The 13,988-nt window shown below is 34.4% G+C and carries 10 protein-coding genes, 1 tRNA gene and 3 pseudogenes; 7 read left to right on the top strand and 7 right to left on the bottom strand.

Annotated elements, in window-relative coordinates; all coding sequences use genetic code 11:
- On the top strand, nucleotides 1–304 hold a 304-nt coding region (locus AFK68_RS30975), incomplete at its 5' end, for an IS200/IS605 family accessory protein TnpB-related protein (protein WP_210407713.1).
- Nucleotides 305–662: 358 nt separating this feature from the next.
- Nucleotides 663–1,810, top strand: a pseudogene (locus tag AFK68_RS30970) (glycosyl hydrolase family 28-related protein); the annotation flags it as partial.
- Nucleotides 1,811–3,550: 1,740 nt separating this feature from the next.
- On the opposite strand, the gene cpdA reads toward AFK68_RS30970, so the two are convergent.
- On the bottom strand, nucleotides 3,551–4,351 hold the full coding sequence (gene cpdA / locus AFK68_RS30960) for a 3',5'-cyclic-AMP phosphodiesterase (RefSeq protein WP_094677868.1): 801 nt from the start codon (nucleotides 4,349–4,351) through the stop codon (nucleotides 3,551–3,553).
- Nucleotides 4,352–4,519: 168 nt separating this feature from the next.
- Between cpdA and AFK68_RS30955 the strand changes: the two genes are divergently transcribed.
- Nucleotides 4,520–4,591: transfer RNA gene (locus AFK68_RS30955), tRNA-Cys, on the top strand.
- A gap of 73 nt (nucleotides 4,592–4,664) precedes the next feature.
- Here the strand turns inward: AFK68_RS30955 and AFK68_RS37620 are convergent.
- From AFK68_RS37620 to AFK68_RS47115, 4 genes and pseudogenes are all read right to left on the bottom strand, one after another.
- Complete coding sequence (locus tag AFK68_RS37620) at nucleotides 4,665–4,841, bottom strand: hypothetical protein (RefSeq protein WP_168186724.1); 177 nt, start codon at nucleotides 4,839–4,841, stop codon at nucleotides 4,665–4,667.
- Between the two features lie 881 nt (nucleotides 4,842–5,722).
- A complete protein-coding gene (locus AFK68_RS37615; protein WP_168186723.1) occupies nucleotides 5,723–5,869 on the bottom strand; it encodes a hypothetical protein in 147 nt (48 codons plus the stop codon).
- Between the two features lie 488 nt (nucleotides 5,870–6,357).
- Nucleotides 6,358–7,576: pseudogene (gene dacB / locus AFK68_RS30940) on the bottom strand (D-alanyl-D-alanine carboxypeptidase/D-alanyl-D-alanine-endopeptidase); the annotation flags it as partial.
- Between the two features lies 1 nt (nucleotide 7,577).
- Nucleotides 7,578–8,020 (bottom strand): D-alanyl-D-alanine carboxypeptidase (locus AFK68_RS47115; protein WP_210407714.1); only part of this gene is annotated, 443 nt, incomplete at its 3' end.
- A 518-nt stretch (nucleotides 8,021–8,538) separates the two neighbouring features.
- Between AFK68_RS47115 and AFK68_RS40300 the strand changes: the two are divergent.
- The 3 genes and pseudogenes from AFK68_RS40300 to AFK68_RS30925 all read left to right on the top strand — a co-directional run.
- Nucleotides 8,539–8,833 (top strand): annotated as a pseudogene (locus tag AFK68_RS40300) (Uma2 family endonuclease); the annotation flags it as partial.
- Between the two features lie 14 nt (nucleotides 8,834–8,847).
- Complete coding sequence (locus AFK68_RS40295) at nucleotides 8,848–9,312, top strand: Uma2 family endonuclease (RefSeq protein ID WP_256386688.1); 465 nt, start codon at nucleotides 8,848–8,850, stop codon at nucleotides 9,310–9,312.
- 382 nt (nucleotides 9,313–9,694) lie between these two features.
- Complete coding sequence (locus AFK68_RS30925) at nucleotides 9,695–10,672, top strand: aldo/keto reductase (protein ID WP_094677856.1); 978 nt, start codon at nucleotides 9,695–9,697, stop codon at nucleotides 10,670–10,672.
- 449 nt (nucleotides 10,673–11,121) lie between these two features.
- Here AFK68_RS30925 and AFK68_RS30920 read toward each other — a convergent pair whose 3' ends face one another.
- Nucleotides 11,122–11,595 carry an NAD(P)/FAD-dependent oxidoreductase gene (locus tag AFK68_RS30920; protein ID WP_256386687.1) on the bottom strand — a complete coding sequence of 158 codons (474 nt, stop codon included), beginning with the start codon at nucleotides 11,593–11,595 and terminating at the stop codon, nucleotides 11,122–11,124.
- Between the two features lie 69 nt (nucleotides 11,596–11,664).
- On the bottom strand, nucleotides 11,665–12,727 hold a 1,063-nt coding region (locus AFK68_RS30915), incomplete at its 3' end, for an NAD(P)/FAD-dependent oxidoreductase (RefSeq protein WP_143438470.1).
- Nucleotides 12,728–12,958: 231 nt separating this feature from the next.
- Here AFK68_RS30915 and AFK68_RS30910 point away from each other — a divergent pair.
- Nucleotides 12,959–13,543, top strand: coding sequence for a Uma2 family endonuclease (locus AFK68_RS30910; RefSeq protein ID WP_094677854.1), 585 nt, complete (start codon nucleotides 12,959–12,961; stop codon nucleotides 13,541–13,543).
- The last annotated feature ends 445 nt before the right edge of the window (nucleotides 13,544–13,988 follow it).

Below are 13,988 nucleotides of genomic sequence, written 5' to 3'. Positions count from 1 at the left end.
TACTGTAGTCATAGGCAAAAATGATAACTGGAAACAAGGTGCAAACATCGGTAAAAAAAACAATCAAAACTTTACCCAAATACCGCACTCTAAGCTAATTCAACAGATAACTTATAAATGTCAACTAGCTGGGGTTAAAGTCATTGAAACTGAAGAAAGTTACACCAGTAAAACATCTGCTATTGACTTAGAATTGCCCTTTGCTCAAGAAAATTATTTGGGAAAACGAGTCAAACGTGGTTTATTCAGGAGTGAAACTGGTATAGTCATTAATGCCGATGTTAATGGCAGTCTTCAAATATAAGACAAGAAATTCCCAGAGGCATTTAGTACTGAGGGAATAGTGAGCTGTGCCGTACAGCCAATATTGGTTAATCCAATATCAAGATAAAAGCTGTCACGATTTTCTACAGTTTTTTTCGTNAATAGTGAGCTGTGCCGTACAGCCAATATTGGTTAATCCAATATCAAGATAAAAGCTGTCACGATTTTCTACAGTTTTTTTCGTACGGTTATGAAATTATTATTTACTTCTAAAATACTTTAATCGACGTGAAAAAAAAAATTGGCAAATTTTATTAGGAATTATAGCATTTATCAGCTTTACTATAGGAAGTTTTGCAGTAAGCCAATTGCTAGTAACTACTTCTAATAATTCACCAATGGTTTCTCAAATCAATAATTCTTGCGGTAGTCTTAGTGGTGGAATTACAGATAATGCGATCGCCACCTACTACGGCAAAGATATATATCCTTGGACAAATCAAATCAAATGGAATTGTGTCTATAATATCAAAGATTTTCCAGGAAAAAATATTAATAAACGCTTTAATGCTGCGCGAGATGCTGCGGCAGCAAACGGTGGAGGAGTAGTCTATTTTCCTGCCGGAACATACAACTTTACTGATAGTATTAAACTCAAAAATGGTGTGATTATTCGTGGTGAAATACCAAAAGTTCAAGATGCTAAATCAAACTCTTTTTTACCTCCTACTAAATTAGTATTTCCCAAATATAAACCTCAACTTTCTGGTAGTGGCACGCCTAATAATACGGCATTTAAAAATATCTCTACAACTGCACCAGATACAGATAGTAATATCGGTCTGATTAATCTTGATATTAACCGTGCTGCTATTAGTATTAAAGCTGATTTAGATAATGGCAAAAATCAAAATATTATTATTTTTGGAGTTCGGAGTAATAATGTTGCTGAACCAGACCCAGGAGTTCCAGATATTGATTTTCAAGAACCTTGGCAAAGACTGAGTTATCGATTTGCAGCTAATATTATAGTTAATGGATATGCCAATGTTTTAATTAGTAATAATCGCCTCAACGATCGAATAACAGATAATTATAATCAACCTGGCTATAAAGTTAAGTCACGAGATAAAAAGTCAATTATTACTTATCAAAATGATGAGGTAAATTTCAGTTATACAAATCACTATGGAATAGTTATAAATCGTGGCAAAGGAAGTGGTTTTAAGTTAGCAGCAACTCCAGAAACGGAACCAGGATTATTTCGTCAGGGAATAGTAGTTAGAGATAATTGGATTTATCATACAATGCGAGTGGGAATTGTGGCTGCTGGTGATGGTTTGATAATTAAAGATAATCAGATTAAAGACCAAAAAAATAAACAGTATTGGATAGACCCCACAGGGAAAAGGGAGACTACAGGAGCAGTAACTTTAGAAAATAGGGGTATTGATTGGTCTGGATGGAATGTTTTAATTGAGGGAAATAATTACGAGGTTTATAGACATAGGATAGGAAATACTAATTATTTGAGTGTAGATGGAGANTGATAATTAAAGATAATCAGATTAAAGACCAAAAAAATAAACAGTATTGGATAGACCCCACAGGGAAAAGGGAGACTACAGGAGCAGTAACTTTAGAAAATAGGGGTATTGATTGGTCTGGATGGAATGTTTTAATTGAGGGAAATAATTACGAGGTTTATAGACATAGGATAGGAAATACTAATTATTTGAGTGTAGATGGAGAAGGGATTTTAATTCAGGAATGTTGTGGAGGTACGACCGTAAATGGAGTAATAATTAAGAATAATCGGGGTAATGCTTATATTGGTTTATATAAGGTTCGATATATTCGTAATGTCAGGATTGTTGATAATCAAATAACATCTAATATTTTTGTGATGGCTGATACGAATAGTAAACCTTATTCTATGGAAAATGTGAGAGTTGAAAATAATAATGTAGCTGGTAAAATTACGATGAAAGCTAGTTTAGGTGGTGAGGGAAATTTGATTGAGAATAATATTGGTAAAGGTAAGAGTGTTATAGAATATTCTTGTGGAGTTAAGGTTAAAAATAATTCTGGTTTTGAGGTGAGAAATTGTTCCTAGGGAAGGGTTGAATAAATGGGAATTACCATATCTGTCAATCCTGTTCAATAATTGATAATTGATAATTGATAATTGATAATTACCTCTGGTTAAAACCTTTCTTGATTGAAGATTGGGAAATATCATTTCTTTTTTTCCCCTTCAAAGGGGAGGCTTTAAACCACAATTATTTAATTAACAATTAATANAAGATTGGGAAATATCATTTCTTTTTTTCCCCTTCAAAGGGGAGGCTTTAAACCACAATTATTTAATTAACAATTAATAATTAATAATTCGGTAAATTTTCTTGCCACTCTGGGAAAAAAGTTGGGTCGTCTACGCGTTTTAAACCAAAATTTTATTCTAAAGTATATAGGTCTATTTTGCTAGCTGGTATTGTTTGAACCATGATGTTTTTTTGATTATTTTTTATCTTATATTATCTCAATTGATGGGTTACGGCTAATAGGAAAAAATTGTATTATGAGTGTGGAATTATTTTCATCTTTTCATATTTGGTTTCGCTACGGGATATATAGAACTACAAAAAAGTGTTAGGACATTGATAAAATTGAAATCCTTTACAACCAATGGTTTTGACTTGAGCTGTTAATACCAATTCCTAAAAGTAACGCTATACTTAAATAACACTTCAGTTATGAAGTAATTACCTTAGTTTAATTACTTTTTTGTTAGTTTGAGCAATCTTTTGCATTAATTATTCTTGTTTGTACGGACGTTGCACAGGCAAAAATGCGTTTTCCGTTCCGGAATGCTCCGCTTTCCATGTCGCGCAGCGTTTTGCTGGCGCACAACTTTCCTGACGGAATGCTCCGCAAACGTTAACGGCTGTCGCCGACATATAAAGTGGAGCTTTGCGTTAGCAAAACGTCCCTACCTTCCCCCACTCCCCTACTCCCCTACTCTGAAATAGATAAAGTTTTTGAGAAATGGTATAACGCAGTTCCTCCGCAGGAGGATAGCTGATAGCTAAATGCTTAAAGCTATATAAAGCAAAAAACTACTTTCAGCAAAGGCTTAATTGTTTATTTTATCAAAATCATTGGGTCTAAAACCCCGCCTTTTAAGTATAATTTTTTTTGGAGGTTTACTCAAAATACTCGTTACAAAAAAACTTCTAACTTCTAACTTTTGACTTCGTTAAAGTATCCTTTATAAAGCATTTTTTTAATATCCACTAGCAGTAATATCAAATTCATAAATATAGTCAGCTCTTTCAATTTTTGTAGTGTAATTTCCATCAGGATATAGACTTAGTAATCTTAATCCGGGTGACTTTTTATCTAGAACAAATTCTGGATTTTTAGGTTCAAATTGAATACAAGTAGAAGGGGTTGTTAAATAACGAATACCATTTATTTCTGTATCAAATTCTTGATGAACATGACCAGATAAAACAATTTTTACTTGTGGATAACGATTAATTATATTTAATAATGGTTCCGGTTCATGTAAAAGAATTCTATCCATCCATTCTGAGTTAATTTTTACAAGAGGATGATGCAAAGCAATTAAAACTGGTTTGTTTCCTATTATTTTTAATTGAGATTCTAACCATTTGAGACTTTCTGGGGAAACTTGACCATACACACATCCAGGCACATTAGTATTTAGTAATAAAAAGTACCACCCGCCAATTTCAAAAGATTTTTGGGAAGAAATAGGGGCAGAATTTAATACCTGTTCCATAATAGGTAAACAATCATGGTTTCCTGCTATCCAGTAAGTAGGAATATTTAGGGCACTAAGTAAGGATGCTAGACGTTGGTATGATTCGGGGGTTTCATCTTGAGAAATGTCCCCTGTTAGTAGCAGCACATCTGGCTGGGGTTGTAATTGTCCCAGTTTCTCTAAAACTTTTAGGAAAGAGGTTTCAGTGGGAACTCCATACATTTTTCCCTGAGTGGGGTTTGCAAATAGATGGGTGTCGGTAATTTGAGCGACAAGGACAGGAAATTTAGAAATCATGGTTAATGAGAAAGTTTTGATATATTAAGGATGAGAATCTTAAAGATAGCTTTAAATATTTGTCCATAGTGCGATGGAAAACAAGGCCATAAGTGATTTAGATCGCATTAAATTTGAGGCTTGCTATATTTCCTGGGATAGTGTATATTAATGTGTGTGGGTAAAAATGGCGGCATGGCCAAGTGGTAAGGCAAGGGTCTGCAAAATCCTCATCCCCCAGTTCGAATCTGGGTGCCGCCTTTAACTTTAGTTATAACTTATTAATCTTGATTGACCTTTGATTAAGGTCTTTTTTTATTGTTAATTTGCCTGGCTATTCTAATACTGATTTGAGAGAGTGCCAGCTTAATAAAACACATTTAATTCTGATGGGAAATTGAGAGACTCCTTGAAAGATATTTAGCTTTAGTAAATTATCTGAAAGACTAATTTCTCCTTTAAGAATTTGGCAGAATTTTTCTATTATTTCTAAGTTTTTTGTATTGCTCATCTGTGGCAGATAAGATACCCATGTTATATCTGACTTTTGATTTCATTTTAGGTAGCTAACTTTAGCCCATGCAGCAATAATTTTACCTAGCCATTGAATCTTGTCATAAGATTGATAAGCAAGAAGATGGTAATCTTGATGGGTAGTTTTGATTAATAAGCCCCATGATGAAAATCTATTTCCTTTAAAACCGCTAGTTTTAACTTGTTGTATATATTTAATTTTTGAACGCCTAATTTCTTGTTTTTTTTCTTGAAAAGTACCTAATTTTTCATTGAAAACTAGGCAGTCAAATCTTAAGTCAAAGCTTGCTTGTGCTAGAAAAAAATATAGGACTATATAGACTTGATTAAAAATTTTAGCAGCAAAAAAATACATCACTAAAGGAATAAAGAAAAATATAAAAGTTAAAATGCTGATTAAATAATCTTGAATTAGGATAAATGAAGTTATCAGCAATGTAGCAATAAAAATACAGAATAGTATCCAAGCAAAAATGCAAATAATTGCGAATATAAGTAAGTATCTCATGCCATTTGGACGGTAAACTAATAGAAGCTCACTGTTAGGAGAGTAGAACATNAGGATAAATGAAGTTATCAGCAATGTAGCAATAAAAATACAGAATAGTATCCAAGCAAAAATGCAAATAATTGCGAATATAAGTAAGTATCTCATGCCATTTGGACGGTAAACTAATAGAAGCTCACTGTTAGGAGAGTAGAACATTCTAAACCCTTTCGGAGGTGGAATAATTGGTAACATAATAGAAGCAAAGATAATCAAGTATTTTCAACATTTATTGCTCTAGAAAAAATTTTATAGCAGTTTTAACTCTTGTAGACCACAGTAGGGAGGTTCTATGGAAACTCCCTACTTTTCTACCTGTTCCCCCCTCTATATTTTAAGAATTTATCTGGAGTAATAGGTAAATTTCTGATACGTTTACCTGTAGCATGGTAAACAGCATTAGCGATCGCTGCTGCTACACCTACTACAGAAAGTTCCCCAATGCCCTTAGTTCCCAAAGCATTAACGATTGGTTAAGTATTTAGGAGTCAGGAGTCAGGAGTCAGGAGGAGAGAGAATTACAAAGATTTAGTAGTTATGACGATTTGATAATTTTGTTATGTCCAATCAAGCATATTTGATATGATAACTGAAATGATACCCGCCCCCACACCAATAAATGTAGGGGCGGAGCGGGCGAGTTCAATTAATAATAATAGGTCAAACCATTCGCGCTGATAACTGATAACTGNGCCCCCACACCAATAAATGTAGGGGCGGAGCGGGCGAGTTCAATTAATAATAATAGGTCAAACCATTCGCGCTGATAACTGATAACTGAAAAACCCGCCCCCACACCAATAAATGTAGGGGCGGGGCGGGCGAGTTCAATTAATAATAATAGGTCAAACCATTCGCGCTGATAACTGATAACTGATAACTGATAACTGAAAAACCCGCCCCTACAATAAATTAGATAACTGAAATGACCTTCCATAAATACTTTTTAACCACAAGACTTTAACTGAGTTAATAGCAAAACAATTTCATCAATAGCAGTTCTCAAATTTTTGGTTTCTAAATCAGATTGATTAACAATAATACTAAAAACTAAAGGCTGAAAATTCCTAGGCTGAATATATCCTGCCAAACCAGAAACACCACTAATTGTTCCTGTTTTTGCTTGTACATTTCTCTCTGCAAAACTATTTCTAAAACGCCGACTTAATGTGCCACTAACACCAGCCACAGGTAAAGAATTTATGTAAAGATTTGCCCAGGGAGAATTAGCCATTATTCTGAGAGTTTGTACCAAAGCTTGTGGAGTAACTAAATTATGACGAGATAAACCAGAACCATCATTTAATCTAAAACTATTAGGAGTAACTCCTAATCTAGTTAAAATTACTTTTACCTCTTCTAAACTTTTTGCCAAAGTCTGATTATTAGATTTTTTCTTAGGAATTAATCTACTCCTAACTCCTAGTTGACGTAACAAAGCTTCTGCATAAACATTATTACTTTTTTTATTCACTTCCTCTATTAATTCTGCTACTGTGGGAGACTCCACAAAAGCTAATTCAGTCAAGTTTAAATTAGAGGTTATTTGTGAATTTTTGACTATTCGAGAAACCCTGATTCCTTCTGACTCTAAAACCTGACGAAAATTATTTAAAAAATTATCCACAGGTTCCACAACTGCCACATAAACAGGTTCCGATGCCGAGCCAATTCGGAGTTGCCCAGATATACGAATTATTGGTTGAATAAAATCTCGTCCTACCTCAACAAATTCCTTTTCATTCTTTGCTACAGTCACTGAATTATTTTCAATTTGCCATTTTTTGCTTTCCGTTGGATTAACAAAAGTAACTTTTAAAGGTTGACCAAAACTTTGGGGAGACAAAACTAAATCTATAGCATTTTGATTAAATATTAAACTATTAATTGGTGCGCCATAACCAGCTTGAACATCTTCCCATTCCCAATTAGGATTAACTGTCATTCCCTGAAAGTAACTATCATCAGCAATTAATTGATTAATATTTTCTACTCCCTGTTCTTTTAATTGTTCAGCCAAACTTTTCAGTTGGGTTGCTGTTAAACTAGGGTCGCCTCTTCCCATAATATATATATTGCCTTTTCCATCACCATAAACTGAAGTTCTAATTCTAAATTGAGGTCTAAGTTGTTGTAATGCTGCTGCAGTTGTTAATAGTTTTGCGNGCAATTAATTGATTAATATTTTCTACTCCCTGTTCTTTTAATTGTTCAGCCAAACTTTTCAGTTGGGTTGCTGTTAAACTAGGGTCGCCTCTTCCCATAATATATATATTGCCTTTTCCATCACCATAAACTGAAGTTCTAATTCTAAATTGAGGTCTAAGTTGTTGTAATGCTGCTGCAGTTGTTAATAGTTTTGCGGTAGAAGCAGGAATAAAATAATATTCGGCATCCCGACTATAAATTTCTGTTTTTTTAGATAAAGTTTCGACTAAAATTCCCCACCGATACCGACGAAAAATTGGTCTATTTATTACAGCATCAATAGCATTAGTTAGTTCTGTAGAACAAATTTCTTGAGTAGTTTCTTGACTAAGTGCTATTAATGGATTGAAAAATAATAAAAGGAAAGTAATTGTAATTTTTTGAAGGTACAGTTTAAACATTTGTTATTAACTAAAAATTAATAATGAATCATGGATAATTACCGAAAAATTGTGGTATAAAGCCTCCCCTTTTAAGGGGATAAATAAAGAGAATATTCCTTATGTCAAGCCTCCTTATTGCAGAGGTACTGTTTTCGGCTGTCGCCGACATGAAACTTATAGCGAGCGCGACATGTTTGTGGAGCATTCCCTATACGAAAAAACGCAGTTCCTCCGGAGGAGGCTAACTGATAAATTAAAAGGCTGATAACTGATAACTGATAACTGATAACTGAAATTAACTCCACAAATAATATAATGTACTATTTTAAATTAAAGTAGGGGCGGGTTCAGCTTTAAATTAATGATTTTTCACCAGAGATTAGGTCAACCCGCCCCCAATAATATAATGTACTATTTTAGATATATTGGTCTACTTATTATTTCAAGTCTCTAGGTTAACTTAGATGTACTGATAACTAATAACTGAAATGACAGGCATAATGCCTGTGCTAAAAACAAAATAGCAGGATAAATTTATGAGTATAGCAACGGATAAAAAAATCTTAACAGATGAAGAATTTAAAGAATTATCAGAAGATGGCAGTCATTATGAATTAATTAATGGAGACGTTGAGATGGGAAATTTGGGAATGGAGCATGGCAATATTACTGTCTATCTATGTGGCTTAATAGAGTTATATTCTCGTCCTAAAAAATTAGGTGTAACTTGCGACTCTAGTACAGCCTTTAATTTAAAATCAGGAAATAAACTTTCTCCAGATATTTCTTTTGTTTCTAAAGACCGTTTGTTAGGGTTAAAGCGATTACCTANTGGAGACGTTGAGATGGGAAATTTGGGAATGGAGCATGGCAATATTACTGTCTATCTATGTGGCTTAATAGAGTTATATTCTCGTCCTAAAAAATTAGGTGTAACTTGCGACTCTAGTACAGCCTTTAATTTAAAATCAGGAAATAAACTTTCTCCAGATATTTCTTTTGTTTCTAAAGACCGTTTGTTAGGGTTAAAGCGATTACCTAAAGGTTATTTTCAGGGTTCTCCTGATTTGGCAGTGGAGGTAATTTCTCCTAATAATACATTTGAGGAACTACATCAAAAAATTGTTGAATATTTTGAAAATGGCTGTCGGTTAGTTTGGGTAATTAATCCTGATGAAAAATCAATTTTAGTTTATCATAAACCAGAGCCGGATAAATTATTACAACTTACGGATAATTTAGATGGAGAAGATATTTTACCAGGTTTTACATTAGCAGTTGCAGACTTATTTATAGAGTGGAATTTTTAGATTTGATGTTGTTAAATTTTTCTATGATTAGGGTTGGCAAATTTTGACCTTTCAATATGTAATTGATATTTATTCATTCGACATAAGTAAGTTAGGACTTACCCAGAAACCGGGTTTATCGACAAAATTTCGTGATTTGAATAACCAGGGTAATAAACCCGGTTTCTTGTTTGGGTGCTTCAATAATTAATAGAGTTGTTGGGAAATAACTTAGGTATAATTACCTCTTATTTTCAAGAAGAGGATTTGTTAAAAGGAAAATTTTTTCTTTTTTTCTCCATGAATGGAGAGGCTTTATACCCATTTTTTTGGTAAGTCCTGATATAGCAAAAAACATAATTTTTTTAGAGTTGTTATAATGTCAAAAAAACTATAGACAACTATGACTAAAAAAACGACTCGACGTAACTTTATAATGACAAGTGTTGCTGTTACAGGTGGCATTGTAGGTGGTGCTGCCATGAATAAACAGACTCAGACAAAAGTTGCATCTGTAGAGATACCTACTACATCCACAATACCAGAGCGAGTATTAGGTAAAACTGGTGTCAAAGTGCCACTTTTAGGTTTAGGAGGAGCAGGAAGAACACCTGTAGACAAAAGTGGGAAAGAAAAAGAAGCAGTGGCAATAATTGAAACTGCTCTTTCTTTGGGAATTAGATATTTTGATACTGCTGCTAGTTATGGTGCAAGTGAGGAACATTTCGGTAAAGTTTTGCCCGCTTATAGAAACGATATATTTTTGGCAACTAAGACAGGAAGACGCGATCGCGATGGAGCATGGCGGGAGTTGGAGCGATCGTTAAAACGGTTAAATACAGACTATCTTGACTCGTGGCAGTTACATCATGTTTCTTTCATGGAAACTTTAGACCAAATTTTCGGTAACCAAGGTGTTATTAAAGCGATGGAGGAGGCAAAGGAACAAGGTATAGTAAAGTTTTCGGGAATTACAGGTCATCACGAACCGGATGTTATTGCCGAGGGGTTGCGCCGTTATCCGTTTGATACAACTTTGGTTTCGATAAATGCTGCTGACAAACATCATCCTCGACCTTTTGCTCCCGCAGTATTGCCAGTAGCGCAACAAAAAAATGTCGGAGTTATTGGGATGAAAATACCCGCTTACGGTAAGTTACTCCAACCAGGAGTTTTGAATATGCAAGAGGCGATGGGATATGTGTTGTCATTGGCGGGAGTGCATTGTTGTATTATTGCTACGGAGTCCGTAGAGATGTTGCAGTCAAATGTTAGGGTTGCTCAACAGTTTCAGCAATTAACTCAGCAGGATATGGGAGCGATCGAGCAGAAAACAGCTAGTGTTTGGCAGGAAAATACTTTCTTCCGCGCTTGGACTTGAAACAGTTATCAGTTAGCCTCCTATGGTCGTAACTGCGCAATTCAGTTAGCCTCCTGCGGAGGAGCTGCGCTTTTTCGTATAGGGAATGCTCCGCTTTCCATGTCGCTCCGCGTTAACGTTTGCGTAGCATTCCGATAGGAAAGTTGTGCGGAACGCTAANTATCATGTCCGTTGGTATCGGAGCGTGTAAAAGTTGGGAAAATATCTACCGCCATATAAAGTTTTTCCTTCTCTTAAAGCTTCTTCCTCCCTCCCTGTTCCCTGTTCCCAGTTAAGTGTTCCCTACCTTTGCTATACAATACCGATGCTACCGGACATGATATCACTCAGATCAAGTTGTGGCGGGCAAGATGCCCGCACTACAAAACTTTGACTATTAATAACTGAATTACCAGAACTTGATATTGGAGGTCTAGTTAAAAAGTCCTATATTCCTAATTCTCAAAATACTAAAAATTATCCAAAAATAAAGCCAAACTTCCGAAAATTAGAACTATTCCCAAGACATATATATAGACAGTTGTTCTTTGAGCCATAGACCATATTTGACTATAACTAAGTTTATGGTTTTGAATCATCATAAAAGCAGGAGGAGCAAAAATAAAAGGCAATATTTTATTCAACAATAACCGAATAAAAAAGTTAATACTCCACAGTCTTTTACCGAGAATATCTTGATTATATTGCCAAGGAAAAGCAGTTTGACTCAAACGAATTAAAGGCTTCATATCTGGAGAACGTAAAGACTCAAATAATGGCAAAGCATCAGAGATAATATCATTAGTTTTAGCAAGTGTTTGATTAAGTATAAACACATCCTCCAAAGCTGAATTTACACCTTGCCCAATATCAGGAGGAAAACAATGCACTGCATCTCCCAATAAAACTATCCCAGGAGAATTATCTGTGTTTGATAATAACAAATGCAACCCAGAACAATATTGAGGGATGGGAAAATATCCACCTTCACTTTTAGCAAAACGCTCTTTTTNCAATATCAGGAGGAAAACAATGCACTGCATCTCCCAATAAAACTATCCCAGGAGAATTATCTGTGTTTGATAATAACAAATGCAACCCAGAACAATATTGAGGGATGGGAAAATATCCACCTTCACTTTTAGCAAAACGCTCTTTTTCTTCCGGTAAAACTATTTCATTTATTGGCAATTGTGGAAAAGCTTTATCGAAAAATTCCGACAATTTTTCAGCATCTTGCAAATTCCAAATTTCATGTTCTGGTTTTCTAATAATATTTGCTGTTCTTGGTTCGTTCGGGTCAGCAAAAGGTAAAATTCCTAGAGATAAAGAATGTTGAGAATCTGAAAATGCTCCACGAATAGCATAAGCCATTGTACAAATTGCCTGTTCAGAATTATTATGGTCTAGGGGAAAATTAGGTGGTAAAGTCAAAACTTTGTATTTTAAACCAGAACTTGCAGAGGGAAAAAACTGCATTTTAAATTTATTGGTTCCAGAATTATCCCACTTATCTAAAGTTTGCCGAACTAGAGAATTAATTCCATCACAACCAACTAACAAATCTGGCTGAAATTGATAATTTTTTTCGTCATTTACTCCTTGAGCAAGAATTGTTAATTTTCCATCCTTGTTGTTAATATCCAGACATTTTGTATTAAATAAAGTCGTAATCTGATTTTGCCAATTTTCCTCAATTTCTTGAAAAAGTAACTGTAGAAAAACTCGACGTTGAAGCCAGTAAGCTGTTTTGCGATTAGGATCTACTGTCGGTAATTTTGATGTTTTACGATTACCATTTGCCTTAATTTCTGTCAGATAAAATTCTGTATTTGGCACACTAACTTTTGCTAACTTTTCAGTTAAACCTAATAGATCGGTGAATTTTTGTCCCCGCCCATCAATTAAATAATTAAATGATTTATCAGGTTCATAAAAATCTGCAGCAGGTCGTTTTTCTAATACTGTAATTTGATGCCAACCACGTTTAGCTAACATTAATGCTGTGGCAAAACCAGCCGGGCCTCCACCGATAATAACTGCGTTTTGGTTTAAGTTTTTTGTTTCTTTAGACATAGTTTTTAGGAAGGAAGAAGGAAGAAGGAAGAAGGAAGAAGGCGATCGCCTAACGCATCACTATTAACTTAAAAATCACATAAGGAATTTTTTCCCAGAGTAGTGGACTGACACATCTAGAATGGTGCGTTACGCTTCACTAACGCACCCTACTGGACTACTTTAGACATAGTTTTTATTTCACCCTAGTTATTGATATAATATAATAGTATAAATAGCAAAGTCAAACCCATGATAGCTAATCAAAATCAATTCTATATTTCTCCAGAAGAATATTTAGCAGGAGAGCGAGAAAGTCCGATTAAACATGAGTATAGACGGGGCAAAATTTATACAATGGTAGGGGCAAAGAAACCCCATATTATTATTGCTAGTAATTTAGTCACAGAACTAAATATTCATCTGCGCGATAATGACTATATTGTACTTACTTCTGATATTAAAGTTCGACTAGAAGAAGCTAACTGTTATTATTATCCTGATGTGGCAGTAACTTGTGATAAACGGGATTTAAGTTCAAATGAAGACTTTATTATTTATCCTTCTTTAATCATAGAAATTTTGTCTCCAAGCACAGCTAACTTTGATAGAGGAGGGAAATTTGCTGATTATCAAACAGCTACAAGTTTACAAGAATATGTATTAGTTAGTCAGTCTCAAATGAGTATAGAATGTTTTCGAAAAAATGAACAAGGAATCTGGGTTTCTCAAACTTATAGCAGGGGAGAAAAAGTAAATTTTGCTAGTCTAGATTTTAATTTTCAGATTGAATTAATCTATCGAAAAGTTCCTGGTGTAGCTTTACAGGCAAGTTAAAAGTCATTTCAGTTATCAGTTGTCTCCGTTGATATTTTTGCCATCTCAGTTGAGGCTTGATACCTCTAAAGTCTTAATAGACATCTGGTGGAAAATAAATAAGCCTTTTAGTTATATTAGCTAAAGAAAGAAAAAGTCACCATAAAAAATTCTTTTCCTGCCTTTTTCGTAAAAATATCTTACCTGTTCCCTGTTCCCTGTTCCCTGTTCCCTACCATGCGCAAAAAATCTATATCTTTTTCACGCCTAGGTTTAATGCATGACTGTTGACTTTTTGTTGTGTTAAACTTAAATCACAGTATAGTAGTCCGCGCTTTGGAAGATTGGCAAAAGACTAAGGAATGAGAATAATATTATTTACAGAGGTTAAATTGCCTAAGTTTCATATCGTCTGATATCATACAATTGTTATTCGCTGAAATCTTCAGTTAGAATATCACTATAC

Origin of the sequence: Hydrocoleum sp. CS-953, from assembly GCF_002260545.1 — a bacterium.
In the GTDB taxonomy this organism is placed as follows: domain Bacteria; phylum Cyanobacteriota; class Cyanobacteriia; order Cyanobacteriales; family Microcoleaceae; genus Trichodesmium.
This window is presented reverse-complemented; position numbering and strand designations above follow the sequence as displayed.